This window comes from Microbacterium sp. ZW T2_14, from assembly GCF_044987405.1.
Lineage (GTDB): Bacteria > Actinomycetota > Actinomycetes > Actinomycetales > Microbacteriaceae > Microbacterium.
The window spans coordinates 99,952-119,455 of sequence record NZ_JBJDRK010000001.1; the positions used below are offsets into that span (position 1 = coordinate 99,952).

15 protein-coding genes are annotated in these 19,504 nt (G+C 66.3%); 4 read left to right on the plus strand and 11 right to left on the minus strand.

Annotated elements, in window-relative coordinates:
- The first annotated feature begins 120 nt into the window (after positions 1-120).
- Positions 121-1,803 carry a helix-turn-helix domain-containing protein gene (locus ACI3KY_RS00420; RefSeq protein WP_404928227.1) on the plus strand — a complete coding sequence of 561 codons (1,683 nt, stop codon included), beginning with the start codon at positions 121-123 and terminating at the stop codon, positions 1,801-1,803.
- 611 nt (positions 1,804-2,414) lie between these two features.
- Positions 2,415-2,747 carry a hypothetical protein gene (locus tag ACI3KY_RS00425; protein WP_404928228.1) on the plus strand — a complete coding sequence of 111 codons (333 nt, stop codon included), beginning with the start codon at positions 2,415-2,417 and terminating at the stop codon, positions 2,745-2,747.
- Between the two features lie 522 nt (positions 2,748-3,269).
- Here ACI3KY_RS00425 and ACI3KY_RS00430 read toward each other — a convergent pair.
- The 7 genes from ACI3KY_RS00430 to ACI3KY_RS00460 form a co-directional block, all read right to left on the minus strand.
- Positions 3,270-4,199 (minus strand): SGNH/GDSL hydrolase family protein, encoded by a 930-nt coding sequence (locus ACI3KY_RS00430; RefSeq protein WP_404928229.1) that lies wholly within the window; start codon positions 4,197-4,199, stop codon positions 3,270-3,272.
- 73 nt (positions 4,200-4,272) lie between these two features.
- Positions 4,273-5,679 (minus strand): nucleoside hydrolase-like domain-containing protein, encoded by a 1,407-nt coding sequence (locus tag ACI3KY_RS00435; protein WP_404928230.1) that lies wholly within the window; start codon positions 5,677-5,679, stop codon positions 4,273-4,275.
- 28 nt (positions 5,680-5,707) lie between these two features.
- Positions 5,708-7,492, minus strand: coding sequence for a glycoside hydrolase family 3 protein (locus tag ACI3KY_RS00440; RefSeq protein ID WP_404928231.1), 1,785 nt, complete (start codon positions 7,490-7,492; stop codon positions 5,708-5,710).
- A complete protein-coding gene (locus ACI3KY_RS00445; protein ID WP_404928232.1) occupies positions 7,489-8,382 on the minus strand; it encodes an ATP-binding cassette domain-containing protein in 894 nt (297 codons plus the stop codon). The genes ACI3KY_RS00440 and ACI3KY_RS00445 overlap by 4 nt, the downstream gene beginning before the upstream one ends.
- The gene (locus ACI3KY_RS00450; RefSeq protein WP_404928233.1) at positions 8,379-10,115 is read right to left on the minus strand and encodes an ATP-binding cassette domain-containing protein; all 1,737 of its coding nucleotides are present in this window, start codon (positions 10,113-10,115) and stop codon (positions 8,379-8,381) included. Before ACI3KY_RS00450 ends, ACI3KY_RS00445 begins: the two co-directional genes overlap by 4 nt.
- A complete protein-coding gene (locus tag ACI3KY_RS00455) occupies positions 10,112-11,053 on the minus strand; it encodes an ABC transporter permease (protein WP_194414783.1) in 942 nt (313 codons plus the stop codon). Before ACI3KY_RS00455 ends, ACI3KY_RS00450 begins: the two co-directional genes overlap by 4 nt.
- A 57-nt stretch (positions 11,054-11,110) precedes the next feature.
- Positions 11,111-12,637: an ABC transporter substrate-binding protein gene (locus tag ACI3KY_RS00460; RefSeq protein ID WP_404928234.1), complete on the minus strand. Its 1,527-nt coding sequence runs from the start codon at positions 12,635-12,637 to the stop codon at positions 11,111-11,113.
- Positions 12,638-12,761: 124 nt separating this feature from the next.
- Between ACI3KY_RS00460 and ACI3KY_RS00465 the strand changes: the two genes are divergently transcribed.
- On the plus strand, positions 12,762-13,367 hold the full coding sequence (locus tag ACI3KY_RS00465; RefSeq protein WP_404928236.1) for a TetR/AcrR family transcriptional regulator: 606 nt from the start codon (positions 12,762-12,764) through the stop codon (positions 13,365-13,367).
- Positions 13,368-13,766: 399 nt separating this feature from the next.
- Entirely contained in the window at positions 13,767-13,985 is a 219-nt protein-coding gene (locus ACI3KY_RS00470) for a hypothetical protein (RefSeq protein WP_404928237.1), read from the plus strand.
- 480 nt (positions 13,986-14,465) lie between these two features.
- Here ACI3KY_RS00470 and ACI3KY_RS00475 read toward each other — a convergent pair whose 3' ends face one another.
- From ACI3KY_RS00475 to ACI3KY_RS00490, 4 genes are read right to left on the minus strand one after another with little or no spacing between them, the layout of a single operon-like run.
- Positions 14,466-16,007, minus strand: coding sequence for an alpha-N-arabinofuranosidase (locus ACI3KY_RS00475; RefSeq protein ID WP_404928238.1), 1,542 nt, complete (start codon positions 16,005-16,007; stop codon positions 14,466-14,468).
- Positions 16,004-17,188 carry a hypothetical protein gene (locus ACI3KY_RS00480; RefSeq protein ID WP_404928239.1) on the minus strand — a complete coding sequence of 395 codons (1,185 nt, stop codon included), beginning with the start codon at positions 17,186-17,188 and terminating at the stop codon, positions 16,004-16,006. The genes ACI3KY_RS00475 and ACI3KY_RS00480 overlap by 4 nt, the downstream gene beginning before the upstream one ends.
- Before the next feature lie 2 nt (positions 17,189-17,190).
- On the minus strand, positions 17,191-18,225 hold the full coding sequence (locus tag ACI3KY_RS00485; RefSeq protein ID WP_404928240.1) for a glycoside hydrolase family 43 protein: 1,035 nt from the start codon (positions 18,223-18,225) through the stop codon (positions 17,191-17,193).
- The gene (locus tag ACI3KY_RS00490; RefSeq protein WP_404928241.1) at positions 18,222-19,499 is read right to left on the minus strand and encodes a family 1 glycosylhydrolase; all 1,278 of its coding nucleotides are present in this window, start codon (positions 19,497-19,499) and stop codon (positions 18,222-18,224) included. Before ACI3KY_RS00490 ends, ACI3KY_RS00485 begins: the two co-directional genes overlap by 4 nt.
- Positions 19,500-19,504: the final 5 nt, after the last annotated feature.

Consider the following 19,504-nt stretch of genomic DNA (forward strand, 5'->3'; position numbering starts at 1 on the left):
TCTCGCCTCTTTGCGCTGCAATGAGTGTGACCTGCGCCACCACGAAGCGGGATGTGTAAACAAGCCATTCCGCGCGAGAGAAGGTGTACATTCGACACACTTGCGCGCCAGAATGGCGAGGTGACCCCGACGCAATCGACCATCGCGGCAACACTCACCGACATCGCCCGAGACATCTCGACTCTTCGCGATCCAGAGCTGCTTCTGTCGTCGATCGTGCGGCGAGCGCGGTTGCTGCTGGGAACTGACATCGCGTATCTCAGCCTCAACGATTCCGAGCGCGCCGAAACATTCATCCGGACGACCGACGGGGTACGCACCGAGTCCTACGCCGCAATCCGGATGCCCTTGGGTACCGGCGTGCTGGGCCTGGCGGCCGGCGGAGTGATCGCGGAGACACCCGACTACCTGCCCGACGAGGGCAAGACCCATCTGCCCGACATCGACCATGTCGTCGTTGAAGAGGGAGTACGTGCGATCCTCGGTGCGCCGCTTCGCATCGCCGGCAAGGTGGTCGGGGCGCTCATGTCCGCGAACCGGACGCCCGGCGCGTTCACACCGGCGCAGCGCGAACACCTGGAGCGTATTGCGAGCCTCGCCGCAGCCGCGGTCGAACTGGTCGACGCAAAGGAGAACGAGAGAACGGCGCAGCTGGTCGCCCAGCAGGCGACCGACGACCTCAGTGAGGCGTTGGCAGCCGAACGTGTGCGCAGTGAACTCGAGGTCCGACTTGCGAGCGAACTCGCGGAGCATCGCGGCCTGGACGAGCTGCTCGCTGTCGCTGGATCGCTGACGGCAACGCAGCTGCGGGTCGTGGATGCCACGGGTCGTGAGCTCGCCCACTCTTCTCAGATCGACGATGATGAGGCCGCGGACGGCACGGATCTCCGGCACGGCCAGCATGAAGAACAAGCTCCCCTCATCGGCGATGCCGGACCGGGCTTCATCATCGTCACTCGGGCAGCGCCACCTGACGTACCCGATGTGGTCGCCGCGACCGTCGCACGCTACGCGAGCATCGCCCTTCTCTACGACCGGACAATCGATGACGTGCGCCACTTCCACGAGAACGAACTCGTGAGCGCCCTCGTCTCCCCGCTCGATCCGGAGCGTCCGACACTTTCCTCGACGATGGTGCAGCGCGCCCTCGGCGCCGAGCGCGAAACCAGCATCGCTGTCCTGGTACCTTCTGACCCGGACGACGCAAGCCGACGTCGCCTTCTGGGGCGCGTACGCCAGCTCACCAGAAGCGGACACACCATCGTGGCGGGGTACCTCGGCCGCGTCGTGATCGTGGCGAGAAGCCCAGAAGACATCCTCAGAACCAGAGTCACCGCACTCATCCAGGACCTCCCGTGCTTCGGCGGCATCGCCAGCTCACCGGAACTGGCAAAGGTGCCGGGCGCCTACGCGGAGGCGGCCGCAATCGCCTCGGCCATGCGAGCTATCGGTGCACCCGGCGCCATTGCGGGCGCCGCGGAGGCGGGGGTGGCGGGGCTCCTGCTCAGAGACGGGGATCCGGCAACAGCCCACCGCTTCCTCACGGCGCATCTGGGCCCGCTTCTTCAGCAACCACGAGGAGAGGTTCTACTGGGAACCGCGCTTACCTACCTCGACGCGCATGGATCGATCAACGAAACGGCTGAGCTTTTGCGTATCCACCCGAACACCGTGAGACAGCGGATCGAACGGATCGACACCGAACTCAACCCGACGTGGCGGCGTGGACCACACCGCCTGGACACTCATGTGGCGCTCCGCCTGTGGCGGCTCAGTAACGCTGCTGCCCGAACGGACCCGTGACGCGGTTCCAACCCGCCACAACCGTTTCGCTCGGCCGGGGAAGCAGCCTGCGGTAGAAGCTAGCCGCGGCTAGCTCGCGGCGGTGGGAGCGTAGGGATCATTTCTAGCCCTCGCACGGGGTGAACTTACCGAGCGCTTGACGCAGCCCTGACATGGCAAAGACCCCGCGATCCCAGTGTTTCGAAGGGGTCGTGGAGCTTCGACGTTGGCGGTCGCGGGGACGGTCACGGGAATTCGAAACCGCAGCCTCCTGTGGGCAGGATGCCCACGCAAACTCACGTGGGCAAAGCGTGGGCACAACTGATCTCGACGTCGCGCTGGATCGTCTTCGCGGCCGCTACCGAACGGCGAGGATCAGTCGGTCGAACGGTCGCGTCCGCGAATCCGCGTCGCGACCGTCCACCCGAATGGGTCGATCAATGCACGCGGCACGATCTTCAAGTGCAGCTACCCGATGCGCGGGAAGACGTCGACCTCGCGTGCGAAGCCGCCGGCATCACGATCTTCGACGACCGCGGCACGCCCGTCGCCGAGGACAACTGGCCAGCGCGAGGCGTCACTTACATCAGCAACGTCAAGCCCCGAGGCCCCAAGAGCAGGAGGTGTCACCGATGTCGTTGACACCCTGCGGTTGGCCGGATGCCTACGGTAGGAACGCCGCCCGTGCCCCCAACGCGGTCAACGCCGTCAACGGCGTCAACGGCGTCAACGGCGTCAACGGCGTCAACGGCGTCAACGGCGTCAACGGCGTCAGCGGCACGATCTCAGACCCGCGGAATTCCGCGGGTCTGACGCGGAAGATCCGTTCGATGAAGTCCGACACCTCGCCACGGAGGCTCGTCTCTGAGGTAGTGGAATCGCGGCCAAATGTGGGCGCGGTGTGGGCATTCCGTGGTCACGCAAATGGAAAAACCCCTGATCATCAGGGGTTTTTCTGGCGGTGACGGTGGGATTTGAACCCAAAGAGGCTGGATCCGTTTCAATCTGTCTCGACCGAGAACCGCGGATTTCCGCGGCTTGCGACCGCCGAGAATCTGCTGCCGCTCCCTCTGGACCCGCACCAATCGTGATCGTCCGTGGGCACCATGTGGGCACGAACTCCCGAACCGCGGGAACGCGTGTTGACGGATCGGACGACGTATTGTCTTGTCCGCTTAGCGTCTCACCGCACCTCGTCTCAAGGCAACAACACCCGAGCCGTGAGTCTCGCCTCGGTCATCCAGAACGCAGGGATCTGAACCCCGTTGTACGGTTGCATCCCGCGGTCCTGAGGCGCGTCCGCGTTGATTCGACGCGGTTCCCGTTCACGGTGGCCAACGTTGAGGGAGGCTCGGCGCTGTTCGGGTGTTCGCAGATTCTTCGCAGAGGCGCTGCCAGCACGACCGAGTACGCGCTCGTCGGCGGGCGCAAGTGCGTGATCTTCCAGCTCATCGACGACCACTCCGCTACGCCGACGTAGAAACGACCTAATCTGACGGGCGGCCAGAGCCGAGCTCCTCGATCAGGAGCCTCGCGGCGGCGAGGACGCCTTCCGCGTTCGGGTGGTAGGGCCCTGCGTTGCCAGTGACCGTGCCACTGACGTCCCAGCCCTTGACCCATGGGTCGTCCGAGCAGGCATCGTGCGAGCGGCTCGCCTTCGACAACTCGATCAGCTCGGTACCCGTGCGCTGGGCCGAATGCTTGGTGGCCAACTGCAATTGCCTCGCGATGTCAAGGATGTGCTTCTGATCGTCCTTGGCGAGCGGTACGCCCACGCACGGCTTGCCCGACTGGGGAAGCACGGTGAGGTAGTCGACGAAGACGATTCGGGCATGCGGTGCCCGCACCCTTATGGCGTCGACCATGTTCGTCAGCTCGTCTGTCAGCCCGTCGAGCGCTGTCTGGATGGCCGTGCTATCGACTGTCCCGGAACACAGCGCTCCTTCGATAGCCGCCCGGAGAGCTGGCGGCGCAGCCAGCGCGTCGAATGGCCTGCGGTCTGCCGCGCAGGAGCGGCGGAAGAGTGTTGAGATGTAGCTGACGTCATTGCCGCCGATGGTGACTGTCACGAGGTCGGTGCCAGGTTGGACGGCGTCGATCTGCGGCGCGATTCGCGCGCCGGTGTAGTGGACCTGAGGCGTGTCAACGATGTTGTCGATCGTGGCTCCGCTGCAGGTGGCGTCTGTCAAGATGAGCCCGAAACGGGCCGCGACCAGGTGAGCGTAGTTGTCCGGGGAGCGTCCGCACAGGAAGTCACCGGCGATGGCCCCGTTTGCCGCGTAGGAACTGCCGAGCGCAACGTATGAGTCTCCCGAGGCGACCCCTCCTGCTGGGGTGTCCGCCGAGCCTACGGCGACTCCCGACATCACGAGAGATAGCGCGAGGGTCGCTGCGCTGACGACGTGGTGAGCTTTCATGGTTTCTCCTTTGAAAGATGAAGCTGGGGTAAATCGAGCCTCGGTCGTCCGATTGCTCGTCTGGTCGGATTCTTCAGGCGAGTGCCAGGACGAAGCGGGCGTATCCGGTTAGTGCTGGTGAGCCGTTGTCGACCGCTTGGACGACGACATGAATGTCCGTGTGCGCTGGCGCATCGGTGGGAATGCTGATGACGACTTCGGTGGGCGAGACCTCGACAATGCATGAGGGCCCGCGAAGTTGCGAAGCAGCCACGGAGACGGTGTCGCCGTCGGGATCGATGACCGAGAACGGGAGCACGACGCGTTGCCCCGGGGAGACCGCGAAATCCAGTTCCGGAGCGACAATCCGCGGCGCGTGATTGGCCTCGGTGAACTCTGATGTCACACTCCACCGCAATCGTGCGGCGAGATCGCGCTGGTATGCCCCGAACCACTGGCCGACCTCGCCCGCATCGACGATCTCGGCACCAGGCGCCCAGGGGCGCTGGCCCGCGCTGTTCCAGCGGTGCGGGTCCTTCTCATCCGGTTCCTGCCGGCCGCCCCATCCTCCGAATGTCGGGTGCTCGGCGTTGCGCAATCCGTTGTCGATATGCATCGCGAAGTTGGAAGTGTCGCCTTCGGAGATCCAGGAGCCGTTCGGTCGCAGAGGAGCCCAGAGCTGGTATCCCTCTGCCACAAGGCTCTCGACACCGGCATCGGGGACGCCGAAATAGTCCTCAGGGTCGATGCCCTCGGCCATCTGCTTGCCATCGCCCCAGACACGGTACGCGCCCCCGATCGGGCCAACCGCCGAGACGTTTTCCCGCATCCACTCCGCGCTCAGGTACTTCTGCGCATCCTCGGGGACTACGTCCCACGCGAAGTAGCCCCACCCCGCCGTGGCGACGTCCCGGAACTCCAACTCCGGCCATGTGGGCCTGATGTAGTTCGCGAAGGTGTCGTCTTGCTCACCGAAGCTGGTGATGACGGTGCGGCCGACGATGAGGGCGTAGATCTCATCCCACTGGTCCGTGCCTCGGTATTGGTCTTCGATCGACATGAGGGCCCGGGCGATCGTGTTCGTCCCGCCCCAGGCTTGAGCGAACACCTTCCCGGGTGCCTCAGCCAGCAAAACTTCCTTCACCAGGTCCGATCCTGGGGTGGGATGCCGGGTGTCGCCGGCCTCGTCGATATTGCCCGTCGCGATGATGGCCCTCAGTGCGTCCGGTGACGGATATCGCGGGTCGTGCCGGACAAGGTTGTCGTAGGCCGCCGCGTACGCGTCGACAGCCTCGTCGATGTGGAGACGTTCCCCCGCTGCCGGCCAACGGTGCGCGGACACGCCGCGAGCCGGGTCACCTCTGTGGTGGAAGATACTCGCGGTGTAGACCAGAGCTGCAATGTCGATCTCGTTGCTGTAGAGCAGCAGGCGGAGCATGGAGTTCAGGTCGTCCAACTCTGGGTCGGTCGTGACGATGATGCGGGCGGTGGGATTGGTCAAGAGTCTCTCCTGCAAAAGATGATGGTCTTCACTCCGATGTGGACGGGATCTCCAGAGTGACCCGCCACCCCGCCGGGTACAGCGGGTCGTGGGTGTCGCCGGCGACGTCGGGCCGGCTGGCCGCTACTGCCGCCATGCTGCGGGGGAGTTCGAATGGAAGGCGTCCCTCCGGGGTCACCACACCGGTGAGGGCGTCGAGGAGCGCTTCATCGGATGCGCCGTAGTCGGCGATGATGGCGGTGGCGAACTCGGCGATCTGTGTGAGGATCGCGGGGCGGCTGAGCGTGACGGCGATGATCAGCGCGGTCTGCGCTGCCAGTCTGCGCAGTTCGTCGACCACCGCTGGTGCGAACTCCAGCGAGCCCTGCTCCATGCCGCTCTCCAGGAAGAAGTGGTCGCGCGGCTCGAACGGAGCTGCGAGGCGGACGATCGCAACGTCCGCCTGCGCGGGTTCGGCGACACTCCAGCCATCGGGCAGCGCAGAGGGGTCGATTCCACGCAGATAGGCGCTGAGTGGACGATCCAACGGCAGCGCTTCTTGGTAGCCGAGAAGGCCATTCTGCAGAACTGTGATCGATCGAGACTGGGCAAGCATGCCGAGTTCGACGTGCTCGCGGAGCGGAAGGTCGGCCGGGTCGGGTGTGGAAGGGGGGTTGCCCGCGTCGCCCGTGAGTCGCAGATTCAATTCGACGACGCGGACTGCCGCATCCTGCACGCGCTCCAGCGAGACTCGCCCCTCTTCGAGGAGCGACAGCAGCAGTGCCGTATCGCTTTCGCCGCCGAGCTGGTCGACGCCTGCGCTGAGCAGGCGGGCGATGCGGGACCCGGGGTCGAGGTGCTCCACCCCCCAGGCGCGCGCGGGGAACGGCTTGCCGAACACCACCGCGTCATGCACCAAGCCGAAGTCGCTGAGCACGAGCCCTTCGAAACCCAGTTCGTCACGGAGCAGGTCGGTGATCAAAGCCCGGTTGAAGGCGAAGCCGACCTCTTCGACGGCCTGCCCGTTGCGGGTGAGGCCGACCGGCATCCCGTAGTAGGGCATGATCGCTGCGGCGCCGGAACTGATCGCGGTGCGGAAAGGCAGGAGGTGGTCCTCGAACCGGCCTCCCGGGTAGACCTGCTCTCGCCCGTAGGCGAAATGCGGGTCTTCCCCATCCTTCTGCGGTCCTCCCCCCGGGAAATGCTTGACCGTGGCAGCGACGCTTTCGGCACCGAGAGCCGGACCCTGCAGCCCCTCCAGGAATGCAGCGAGCAGGCGGGAGGTGAGCGCAGGATCCGCACCGAAGCTCTGGGCCTGGCGCGCCCAGCGGGGCTCAGTGGTGAGATCGACCTGAGGGTGCAGAGCCATGCGGATGCCCATGGCGCGGTAGTCGTCGCGGACGATGCGTGCGAACTCGCGGACCAGGTCGGGATCGTCAAGAGCGCCGAACGCGATGGGTTCCGGCCACTGCGACACTCCCTCTGCTCGGTGGGTAGCTCCCATGTTCTGCAGGAAGGAGTGCCGCGGGTCGGTGGAGAAGACGATCGGCAGCCGTGAGCCGTGTGATGTCGCGATCTCCTGCAGACGACCTATCACGGGCGCGGTCTGCGCGGGTGAAGGAATCGTGGCAAGGCAGAAGTGCCGGATGCCGCGCTCCACGATCAGCTCGCGGGTCGATGGCCCGAACGGCGACGAGGCGTCTGGGTCGTGATCGGCGTCGAGGACGACGATCGGGTGGAAGAGCAGACCGGCGACCTCGGCGCCGCGGAGTCCGGCGACGACCTCTTGCGCGCGGCGGCGGACGTCGGGAGCGAGAGAGGTTTCGAGCGTCATACGGATTCCTTCTGGTTGGGATGCGTCGCGGGGTCGGCGAGAGCAGTGGACCGGAGCAGTGCGCGGCGTTCCGCCTGGTTCGCTGGGTCGGCGACAGGTGAGGCCAGCAGCAGCCTGCGGGTGTAGGGGTGGCTGGGGTTCGAGGTGACGGTGTCGCCGTCTCCCCACTCGACGATCTCGCCGGCCCGCATGACGGCAACGCGATGGCAGAGCACCCGGACCACGTTCAGGTCGTGGGAGACGAACAGGTATGCGACTCCCGTGCGCGCCTGCACCTCGAGGAGGAGTTCGAGGATGCGCGCCTGGGTGGTCAGGTCGAGCGCCGAGACCGGCTCATCGCAGACGATCAGCCTCGGCTCGAGGGCGACGGCTCGTGCGATCGCGACGCGCTGGCGCTGGCCGCCGCTGAACTCCCGCGGCAGTCGCTGCGCGGCGTCCGCGGGGAGATGAACCAGATCGAGCAGGTCACGCACCCTTCGAGCCGCGTCCTTCGCGCCGATGCCCCGGGCGCGCAGCGGTTCGGCCAGCGTGTCGCCGACGGTGAGGGCCGGGCTGAGCGAGGAGTAGGGATCCTGGAAGATGACTTGGAGGTCGACAGCCAGTTCACGACGACGCGCCCGGGTGGCGTGGGCGATGTCCTCGCCGTCCAGGGTGATGGTTCCGCCGGTCACCGGTGCGAGGCCGAGGGCGGCGCGGCCGAGAGTGGACTTGCCGGATCCAGACTCGCCGACGAGGCCGACCGTCTCGCCGGCGCGGACGTCCAGGCTCACGCCATGGAGGATCTCAACGGGTCGCTTCCGGATCCCTCGTCCCGGGTACGCCACGCGGAGGTCGCGGATCTCGAGCAGCGGGCGCGCCGATGTTGCCGTTGCAGATGCGGTGTCGCTCATGCGTGCAGCGCTCCTCGTGCGGGGGCGTTGTCGAGGAGAGCGTCGAACAGCCCGCGGGTGTAGTCGTGCCGGGGGTCGGCGAAGACGTCGGCGACCGTGCCGGTCTCGACGATGCTTCCTGATCGCATCACGGACACCCGGTCGGCGAGGTCGGCGACGACCCCGAAGTTGTGGGTGACGATCAGGATCGACATCCCGCTCTCGCGTTGGAGGCCGCGGAGGAGCTGGAGGATCTCGGCCTGGACGGTGACGTCGAGCGCCGTCGTCGGTTCGTCGGCGATGATCAGGTCCGGTTCGGTCGCCACGGCACCGGCGATGAGGACGCGCTGGGCCATGCCGCCAGAGATCTGGTGCGGATAGGCGGCGAAAGTGTGTCCCGGGTCGGCGATCCCGACACGGGCCAGCAGCGCCAGGACGCGGGCCTTCGCCTCCCGCTGCGAGATGCCGAGCGTGAACTGCAGCGGCTTCACGAGCTGATGGCCGACCGTGTACGACGGATCCAGGTTCGACATCGGCTCCTGCGGGATATATCCGATGCGACGCCCGCGCAGCCTCCCCAGTTCTCGGGCGCCCATCTGCAGGAGATCCTTGCCCTCGAAGCGGATCGCTTCGGCGACGCAGGTGCCTCCCTCGGGCAGAAGCCCCAGCACCGACCATGCCGTCTGCGTCTTCCCCGACCCGGACTCTCCGATGAGGGCGTGCACCTCGCCGCGGCGCACGGTGATTGACACGTCGTCGACGACGGTCTTCCACCCCTGGCCGTTGCGGTAGGCGACAGACAAGCCATCGATCTCCAGCAGCGGGTCGGTCTCCGCAGCGTCGTCATGGCGCATCGCGGCTTCCGGGCGGGGTGCGGGCGGTGCCCATCGTGCGGATCCTCCGCGGTTCTGGGCGCCGGACTGCTCGAGCACGTCGCGCAATGCGGTGCCGAAGAGCGAGAGCGCGATGCAGGTCAGGGCGATCGCGAGGCTCGGCCACACCATGAGCCAGGGCGTGCGGGACAGGTTGTAGAAGCCTTCGCTCAGCATCCCGCCCCAGGTGGGCAGGGACGGGTCGCCTACGCCGAGGAAGTCGAGGCTCGCCTGGATGGCGATCGCTACGGCGAAAAGCCCGGTGGTGAGCAGGATGACGGGGGCGCGGACGGCGGTGAGTACGTGTCGGCCGACGATGCGCAGATCGCTCAGCCCAGCGACGCGGGCGGCGTCGATGTACAGCTCTTGGCGGACGTTCCGGACCGCGCCGTAGACGATGCGGTAGTAGGAGGCGGAGAGGACGATGCCGAAGATCGCCATGATCCACCAGATCGATGGTCCGATGACGGCTCGAGCGGCGAGCAGGATCACAATCGCCGGGAGGGAGAGAATGACGCCGGTCATCCAGCTGGAGACGGTGTCGAACCAGCCGCCGCGGTAGCCCGCGATCAGGCCTGTGGTTACCCCGATGAGGGCGGCCACCAGCACGGCGATGGTAGCGCCGAGGAGGCTGGTCGAGGTCGCGAAGATGAGGCGGGAGAGGATGTCACGGCCGGCGCTGTCACCGCCGAGCAGGTGCTCCGGGCTGGGCGGGGCCAGCACGTTCGACAGGGAGGTATCGGAAGGTGAGTAGGGCGCGAGGAACGGGCCGACGATGGCGACGAAGAGGAGGAGCACCAGATATGCCGTCGAGATCGCCCCGAGCGGCGTCCTCAGAAGCCGCCCGATGGTCGAGCGGCGCGGCGGGGTGGACGAGATCATGACAGTCGCACCTTCGGGTTGAGCCATCCCTGTAAGAGGTCGACGGCGAGATTGATGAGGAGCACGATGACGGCGGTGACGACGATCAGTCCCATGACGAGCGGAATGTCGCCCTGGATGGTCGCGGAGACCGCGGTCTGCCCGAGGCCGGGGAGCGAGAACACCTGCTCGACGACGACCGCGCCGCCGAGCATGACGATGAACTGGATGCCCAGCACGCTGAGTGCGGGCCCGGCGGAGTTGCGCAGCACGTGGTCGTAGGTCACTCGTCGGTTCGGGATGCCGCGTGCCCGAAGCGTCCGGACGTAGTCCAGGCGCAGCGCGTCGAGCATTGAGCCGCGTACCTGCTGGGCGATGCTGGCGGTCGCCCCGATGGAGAGGGCGATGATCGGGAGGATGATCGTTGACAACCACCCGGTGATCGATGTCTCCGGTGTGATGTAACCGGTCGCCGGCACCCAGTGCAACCCGACGGCGAAGACCAGAACCAGGATCAGGGCGACCAGGAAGCCGGGGATGGCCGCGCCGACGAACGAGCCGACCTGGATGCTGCCATCGACTCTGCCGCGGCGCGTTGCGGCGAGTACGCCGAGAATCGTGCCGACGACCGCCGTGACCAGGATCGCACCGATGGTCAGCGACAGCGTCACCGGCAGGCGGCTGGCTAGTGCGTCCGTGACGGGTTGGCCGGAGAACCAGGAACGGCCCATGTCTCCCCTGAGGGCGCTGCCCGCCCAGTCGAAGAACTGCACGATGATGGGCCGGTCCAGGCCGAGCTCGTGCGCTTTGCGGGCGACGATCGTGGGGTCGGCCGTGTCGCCGACGATGCGCCGCGCGGTGTCGCGCGCGCCGAGGTGCAGGAGATAGAAGCCGAGCACGCTGATCGTGAGTACGGTGAGCACGCCTGCTCCCAGGCGGCGAAGGATGAAAGTCAGCATCGACGTGGTGTCGCGCACGGGACCGGGTTCGCCGGCCCCGTGCGCGATCCTTCCTGATTACTCGGTGGGGCGGATGTTCCACAGGTACGGAACGGTGTTGCCGACCTGAACCGTCGCCTGAGTTCCTGCTGCCGTGATGAAGGCGGACGTGGGTCGGTACAGCGGCGCGTACCAGGCCTGCTCGACCACGTAGGTGTTGAGTTCCTTCGCCGCCGCATCCGCGTCCGCCTGCTCGCCGGAGCGTACGACCTCGGAGAGCTGGATCACCGTGGGATCAGCAACATGGGAGGTGTTCCACGCTGACCCGGGCAGCATCGAGAACTGGATGGTCTGCCACGAGGTCGGGTCGGTCTGCAGGAGGAAGGGGAAGGCCGCCCAAGTGCCGCCCAGCATGCGACCGAACAGATCATCGCCGGTGGCCTCCCACTCGACGGTGATGCCAACAGCGGCCAGCTGCTCCTTGTAGACGGCGAACACCGACTCCGGGACGAAGTTGTTGCTCGGCATGACGAGGGTGAATCCGTCCGCATAGCCGGCCTCCGCCAGGAGCGCCTTCGCCTTCTCCGGGTCGTAGGGGTAGCGGTCGTCGAGTTTCTTGTCGTAGGCCGATGTGGTCGTGCCGAAGACCTGGGTGGTGACCGTACCGAGGCCGTTGTCGAGCGCCTTCAGCAGACCCTCGCGGTCCAGCGCGTAGTTGATGGCCTGACGCACCCGCACGTCACCCATGGCCGGGTTGATCGTGCCGTCGCGATCGACCAGAAGGAATCCACTCCAGCTCTGCTCCGACTTCTCGGCCGTGAATCCCGCGGCTTCGGCGTCGGCGATCTGGTTCGCGCTCTGCAGGTTGGCCGCGTCGACCTGGCCGCCCTTTACCGCGTTCATCAGTGCGGTCGGGTCGCCATAGAACGCCATCTGGATCGTGTCGTAGTGCACGGAGTCCGCATCCCAGTAGTCGGGGTTCGCGTCGTACACGTACTTAGAGCCGACGACGGTGTCTTTGGCATCGAGGACGTAGGGGCCGCTGCCGATGGGCGTCGTCTTCGCGTCGGGCGAGTCGAACATGGCGGGACTGCCGACGAGCCCTGCGTTCTGGCTGAGGTACACCGGCAGTGCGGGGTCGGGCTGAGCCAGCGTGATCACGAGCGTTGTGTCGTCGGGCGCCTCGGCGGAGGTCATGCCGGCCAAGAAGGATGCGTTGGCGCTGGTGCCGTCTCGGAAGCGAGCGAGGTTGTCAGCGGCCACCTGTGCGGTGAGGGCAGTCCCGTCACTGAACTCCACGTCGTCGCGCAGCGTCAGTGTGAGTACGGTCTTGGACTCGTCCCACTTCCAGTCGGTGGCGAGGCCTTCGGTGATCGTCCCGTCGGGCTCGGCGCGAAGGAGCGTGTCGTAGACCGCCTGGAGGTACGGGGACTCATTCGCCCATGCCGATTCCCATGGCGCGAACGAGGTCAGCTGCGTGATGACGCCGAGGCGAAGAGTTGGGTGATCCTCTTCAGGGGAGGCAGGGGAAGAGCAGGAAGTCAAGGCGAGGGCTACAGCGAGCCCACCGGCCGCGACAACGCTCGCGAGCTTGGTGCGGTGCATCGTTGCACGTCCTTTCGGAACGAACTGGTTTCGGCACGGAACTGTGACGACGAGGCGAAAGTAGCATAAAAACCTTAAGTGCTAAAACTTTTTATGCCTCGAAGGGTTTTGATACGGTGCATAGATGCCAAGGAGCCCTGGTCCACGCGGTGCTTACGCGAAGACGCCCAGACGTCGCGAGGAGATCCTCGACGCTGCTTTCCAGGTGTTCGCGCGCTCCGGCTATCTGAACAGCTCGATGAGCGAGATCGCGAAGCGCGCCGGAATGACTATGCCCGGGGTGACGCACCACTTTCCCACGAAGTCCGGGCTGCTCGAAGCCGTTCTCCGCGAACGGGATGACGATGCAGGGAGCCGTCTTCTAGGCCGACGTGGAGTCGGACTGCTCAACGGGCTCCTCGAGATCGCGGAACGCGACGAACACGACCGCGGGTTGACCCAGCTGTTCGCGATCCTCTCCGCAGAGGCAACCATCGATGACCACCCCGCCCATGCGTACTTCCACGACCGCTATCTGTTGATTCTGCGCACTGTGCGTCAGGCCTTCGAAGAAGCCGCCGAAGACGGTGACCTGCGGCCGGGGGTGCTTCCCGCGGAGGCCGCCCAGATGTACGCCGCACTGTCTGACGGACTCCAGCTCCAGCGGCTCTACGGGGTGGACCAATCGCGACAGGCCACCCTGACTCGTCGGTTTCTCCAGAGTGTGGTGCAGACCTCACTCGATGGGTGAACGCATGCCGTGACGTACGGGCATCGCGCTCGACACCATGTGGCGACCCGCGCAGATTCACGCTGGGGTGGCGCGCTCTCACGCCGTCGCACGCGCTGGAACAACTCCTGTTGTGGTCAGCGGCTGACGACCTTGGCCGCGGCGACCGCCTTGAGTCCCGCGACCCCGAACTCCTGCCCGTAGCCCGAGGCCTTTGTGCCGCCGAACGGCACGAAGCGGTTGAGAGCCCCGTGCTGGTTGATCCAACCGCTCCGGGTGACCTGATCCGGCCAAGTGCGTCTGAGGATGCAAATTCCTGCAAGCGGCCACAGCGAGGCGCCGGAAACGATCAGGCTCCGGCGTGACCCAGTTGTTGCGCGCTCACGCGGCGCGGCGACAAGCGTCCGTTGCATGTGCGCCATGACGCTCAGGACTTCATTTGGCGAAGACGCAGGGATTGAAACCTCGGTCGCCGGTGGGCAACTGACCCACGGGAGATTCTGTGGGCAAAATGTGGGCACGGCCATTCTCGACGACGATCCGATGTCCGTCTCGATCCTTCTCGAACCGTCTCAGTCGGTCTCGTTCCCGCTCGACACGATCGCTCTCAACGGTCTCGCCTGCTCGGAAAACCCCTGACCACGCCCGTGCCCACATCCGAGATGGAACGAGACGGAACCAAAAGGAATGGGCCAGATCGAGACAGTCCGAGAAGGACGTCGATCTGGCCCAAAATGGCGGTGACGGTGGGATTTGAACCCATACGCCCGACATCCACCTCGATCTCCAACCCCGGATTCACCCGACTTCGAACGGGCGGATGTTGCTGTTCGATCAGCTAGATCGGACTCGATTTGGTTCAGTTGTTGCCACGCTGTTGCCACGATCCTCAGCCATGCGGAATCGACACGTGCGCCCCGATTGCCCTTCGCGATCAGTCTCCCACTCGGGCGCGCCAGACAGACAGGGCCTGAGCTACTGCTGCAGTCGAGATGCCTTCACGGCGCACTCCATCGCGCGGGTCTTACGTGCGCCGGTATCGACGAGTTCCGGATCGCCGTCTGTTTGTCCGGGCGGGTGACGCACGCCCAGGGCCTCGGTTGAGCCTCGACGCTATGGTCACCGCAAGCTCGGAGACTCAGCACCCTCTCGACCGAGCGAGAGGGCGGTCCACGAGATGGGGGGCAGCAAGATCGTCAGAGTCCCGGCTTCGAGCGTGACGCTGTCATTCGTTTGCGGGGAAACCCGCTCCGGCTCGGCGAGGGTGTTCTTCGCGTAGTGGTCTTCATCACTGAGCGTGTGTGCCTCCAGAACTCGGACGTCGCCCAGCGACGCGACGTCGACGGTCACGGTCACCGCTTCGTCCTGGCTCCGGTTGACCAGAAACACAGCGGCGCGTCGTGCCTCGGCGTCGTGCGTCGCGATGGCGTCGACGAGCGGTACCTGGCCGTACTCGGCGGTCGCATACGTCGGCGCATCGAGTTTGAGTTCAAGCGCGTCGCCGTGAGCAAGCCGTGACGTGATCGCGAAGGGGTAAAAAGTCGTCTGGCGCCATGCCGGTCCACCCGGCTCCGTCATGATCGGAGCGATCACGTTGACCAGCTGCGCGAGCGACGCGCTCGTCACCCGGTCGGCATGGCGGATGAGCGAGATAAGGAGGTTGCCGAACACGACCGCATCTGCCACGGAGTACACGTCCTCGAGCAGCCGCGGCGCGACAGGCCAGTTGTCGATGCCCTCGATGCGATCGACGTTCTCGAAGCGGGAGAGATACCAGACGTTCCACTCGTCGAAAGAGATGTTGATGGTCTTGCCGCTGCCGCGGACCGCCTTCACATGGTCCGCGGTGGCGACGACCGTCTCGATGAAGCGGTCCATGTCGACCGCCGAGGCGAGGAAGCTGCCGAGGTCGCCGTTCTTCTCTTCGTAGTAGGCATGGCACGAGATGTAGTCGACGTCGTCGTACGCGTGGGCGAGTACGACCCGTTCCCACTCACCGAAGGTTGGCATGTGCGCGCTGGACGACCCGCAGACGACGAGCGCGACATCCGGATCCAGTTGCCGCATGGCCTTCGCGGTCTGTGAAGCCAGCTTGCCGTAGTCGTCTGCCGACCGATGTCCGAGCTGCCACGGTCCATCCATCTCGTTGCCCAAGCACCACGTCTTGACACCGAAGGGCTGGGTCCGCCCGTTGGCCACGCGCCGCTCAGACAGTGCGGTCCCACCCGGGATGTTGGCGTACTCGAGCAGGTCGAGCGCCTCCTGCGTGCCTCGCGTGCCGAGGTTCACAGCGAGCATGAGCTCGCTGCCCACCTTGTCGAGCCACGAAGAGAACTCATGCAGGCCGACCTCGTTGGTCTCCGTCGAGTGCCACGCGAGGTCAAGTCGACGCGGACGATCTTGACGCGGGCCGACACTGTCTTCCCACCGAAAGCCCGATACGAAGTTGCCGCCGGGGTAGCGAATCGTCGAGACGCCCAGCTCTCTGACCAGCTCCACGACATCGGCACGGAATCCCTCCTCGTCGGCGGATGGATGCCCTGGCTCGTAGATGCCGTCGTACACGTGCCGACCGAGGTGCTCGACGAATCCGCCGAACAAGGCGCGACGAACGGGTCCGACGGCGAAGTGGGCGTCAACGGTCAGGTGTGCGGTGGTCATGCGTGCTCTCTCGCGGTGTCGGAATGGGTCGAGGTGGATGCGGGGGCGCGGCGGGCCCAGGGCGGCTCGGCGCACACGGCAACGACGATGTCGTGGCTGTCGCAGTCGTTGCGGATCGTGGTCGCTTGGACGAGCTCACCCGCGGAATTCCACAGCACGGACTGGCTGTACCCCGACGAATCCCCCTCCAGCCGGCGTTCGGCGGCGATCGGCAGCTCGAACGACTGCCACGGGCCGGACCCGCCGTCGAGGTTCACGAGCGCGTGATTCGTCTCACGCCCGTCCGGGGCGATGCTGTGACGTCCGGTGGCCACCACGGTGACCGAGCCGTTTGGTTCGCGGTGCCAATGGATGTTCGGCGTGCCCGAGAGCGAGGTCCCGTCCGACGCGGCAAGCGTCATGCCGACCTCGTGGGGCGCGCCCCAGTCGAGCCCGTCAGCCGACTCGACCAGCTGGATCGGCACCTCGCGAGGGCCGACGATCTCGAGCACGCCGCGGTGCATGCCATCCGGCATTCGTCCGGTTGTCACGAACATGCCGGGGCGTGTGAACCGGTCGGCGACGCCGAAATCGAGGTGCGGCTCCGACCAGCTCACCAGATCGCCGGTCACGCGATGCACGATGACCTGCAGCATCCCATCCGATTTGCGCCTCTCGTCGGCGTAGAAGCAGACCAGGCGATCCCCGATCAGCTCGAGACAGGGCTCCCACACCGCGGTCGTGGTCGCCGACGGCGACGGGTCGTACTGCGCGGGCCCACCGGCGTCGACAGTGCTGCGGTAGTCCCACGTGTACCCGCCGTCCACGCTCGAATAGACCACGAGCGTGGTCGACGACATGTCGGAGGGGATCGAGCTCCCCGCCAGCAGGATCGTCCCCGCCGGCAGCCCCGCGAATGGTGCGGGCAGCTCGTAGAGCACAGGCTGGTATCGGTTGCCGACGCCGTATGCGGTGTCGGCAACCTCGGCGACGAGCTCCCACTGGCGGCTGTCGACACTCCGATAGATCGGGAAGACCGGGCCGGCATCCCCCGCATCCCGGTAGACCTCGGCAGTGAGCAGCAGCGCGCCGCCGTGCTCGCCGGCCGGGTCGGTGGCGAGCAGCCGCGTGTACAGCGGACCGGTCTCCCCCGGCCCGCCGTGGCGCACAACGGTGAAGGCATCATGGCCGGTACGCCCCATGGTCACCTCGCCTCGCTGCGCAGTCCGGCCGCCGCGGGGACACCCGGAGGGAATCCCTCGAGCAGACGCTCGCGTTCGGCCGCCGTGACCGGGATGATCGAGCCGTGCCGGAAGCGCGGCGGCAGTCGGTCGGCGGGCGCCCAACGACCGGAACCGAGGTCATCGGTCTCGAACAAGACGTAACCGCCCCCGCCGCCGTACGGCGGCCAGTCCAGGAGCAGGAACCAGCGGTCATCCACGAGGGACGGCACCACGATCGGGCCTTCGCTGTGGCTCACGTGCCCGGACCCGATCCGTTCGGCCACGAGCTGCCACGCGGACGCCGCGGCATCCGTCGTCTCTGGGAACAGCTCGGGGCTGCACTCCTGAAAGACCTGCATGATCTCGGGCTGCTCATCCTTGGTGAACCGATGGTAGGCATCACCGTGCCGGACGACCGTCGAGTCGATCATCCCGTAGCCCGGTCCGCGGCGGACATCGATCCAGACACGGGGTTCACTGAAGGCCACGAAATCGTCTGTGGTGGCGATCATCATGCGGTTGTAGCTGTCGGTGTTGCGGCGCTCGGCAGCTGCCTCGTCGTAGAGGTTGGAGGCCCAGTAGACCGCGTAGGTCTGGGCCTCGTCGCACCACACAGCCTCCGGCGCCCACGCGTTGCCCGCGTGCTCCGGCGCGATCACCTGGATCCGCCGCGGTCCCTCCCACCTGACCAGATCATCCGACTCCCAGATCAGGAGCGACGTGCTCCCGTGCTCCTGCGCGTCGCGGAAGTGACCGATGCCGTAGACCTGCAGGTCCGTGGCGAGGAGTACGAATCCACGACCGCCGCGCAGGCGCAGCAGGAACGGATCGCGAACCCCGCCCGTGCCGGCATGAGAGCGCAGCACAGGTGCGCCACCGGCGAGCAGGTCCCACTCCGTGAGCGTCTCGCCGCGGCTCACCGCGAAGTGCACCTGTTCGGCATCGAGTGCGTCCTCGCCCGTGAAATGCGCGAACAGATACGCCTCATACGGACGATCCACGTCGGATCGGCTCACCGCGCGGCCTCTCTTGCGCCGACGGGCGCGTTGGCCGCAGCATCGGTGGCGAGCCGGCGGAAGCGATCCGCAACCGGGTTCTCACGGCGCAGCAGCCCCTCCGGCGACTCGACGAGGTCGAACAGGCCCATCGTCAGCAAGGACTCCGAGCGGGGTGTGTCGGCGTGGCGATACGTCCACTCGTACATGTCGAACAGCGGCCACCACGTGTAACCCACGACATCGCGGCCGGCCGCACGCAGCCCGCGCACGCTCTTGGCCGACGCCTCGAGCCAGGCGATGCGCTCCGGGACGGATGCCGTGACGCAGGTCTCCGTGAGCATGACGGGCGCGCCGTACCGGTCGGCGTAGGTGACGAGCAGCTCTTCGAGGCCCCGCACTCCGTCGTCCTGGGTGGGCCACGGGTCGATGAATCCCCCGTCGTGAACGACGCCCTCCTCCATGAGCTGCGTCGAATGGCGGGGGTAGTAGTTGACGCCCATGACGTCGGGCCGCACAGCCTGAGTCGCGAACCAGTCCAGCGTCTGATCGGTCGCACCCGTCGCGCGCAAGCTCGCGATCAGCGCGTGGCCCTCGCCGACACCGCCGGAGACCAGGTCCTCGACGAGGAACGACTGCGCTCGCTGCAGTTCGACGAGAGGGCGATGCGCGCCCGTGACATCCCCCGCGAACCGCGCCGTCGCGTCGACGTGGACGAAGGTCGCCCTGTCGCCGAGCACGTCGGCGATCCCGCGCTGCGCGCGGACGAAGCCCTCCGCGAGGGCGATCGCGATCGTGTTGTAGCCCCGCTCTCCTGAGAGGTAGGGCGGCCAGTACGCGATGTCGCCCGAGAACCGGGCGTGGATCATCGGCTCGTTGACGGGGGTGTAGTCCGTCACCGTGTCGCGGTAGCGCTCTGCCGCCGCCACCGCATACTCGGCGAAGTGCCGGGCGAAGTCCCGATGCGCGAACTCCGATTCCAGCCACAGGGGGGTGCCGTAGTGCAGCAGGTCGATGATGGGACGGATGCCGAGCTCGGCGAACCGCGCGAGCACCCGGTCGACCCATTCCCAGTCCCACTCGCCCTGCGCGGGATTCACCCGGTGCCACGGAATACCCCAGCGGATGAACTGCGCGCCGACGTCGGAGGCCAGCTGCAGATCGCTGTGCCAGTGCTGGTAGTGCTCGGTCAACTCGTACTCGTCGATCGCACGCTCGCCCGGCCGGGACTGCGGAACGAAGGTGTCTTCGATCCCGAGACCGAAATGCAGCCTTCCATCCTGAAACCACTTCACGCTGA

Coding starts and splice junctions, on each gene's coding strand:
- ACI3KY_RS00425 (WP_404928228.1), top strand. CDS start 2,415: ATGTCGTTGACACCCTGCGGTTGGCCGGATGCCTACGGTAGGAACGCC.
- ACI3KY_RS00430 (WP_404928229.1), bottom strand. CDS start 4,199: ATGAAAGCTCACCACGTCGTCAGCGCAGCGACCCTCGCGCTATCTCTC.
- ACI3KY_RS00440 (WP_404928231.1), bottom strand. CDS start 7,492: ATGACGCTCGAAACCTCTCTCGCTCCCGACGTCCGCCGCCGCGCGCAA.
- ACI3KY_RS00445 (WP_404928232.1), bottom strand. CDS start 8,382: ATGAGCGACACCGCATCTGCAACGGCAACATCGGCGCGCCCGCTGCTC.
- ACI3KY_RS00450 (WP_404928233.1), bottom strand. CDS start 10,115: ATGATCTCGTCCACCCCGCCGCGCCGCTCGACCATCGGGCGGCTTCTG.
- ACI3KY_RS00455 (WP_194414783.1), bottom strand. CDS start 11,053: ATGCTGACTTTCATCCTTCGCCGCCTGGGAGCAGGCGTGCTCACCGTA.
- ACI3KY_RS00460 (WP_404928234.1), bottom strand. CDS start 12,637: ATGCACCGCACCAAGCTCGCGAGCGTTGTCGCGGCCGGTGGGCTCGCT.
- ACI3KY_RS00465 (WP_404928236.1), top strand. CDS start 12,762: ATGCCAAGGAGCCCTGGTCCACGCGGTGCTTACGCGAAGACGCCCAGA.
- ACI3KY_RS00470 (WP_404928237.1), top strand. CDS start 13,767: ATGACGCTCAGGACTTCATTTGGCGAAGACGCAGGGATTGAAACCTCG.
- ACI3KY_RS00475 (WP_404928238.1), bottom strand. CDS start 16,007: ATGACCACCGCACACCTGACCGTTGACGCCCACTTCGCCGTCGGACCC.
- ACI3KY_RS00480 (WP_404928239.1), bottom strand. CDS start 17,188: ATGGGGCGTACCGGCCATGATGCCTTCACCGTTGTGCGCCACGGCGGG.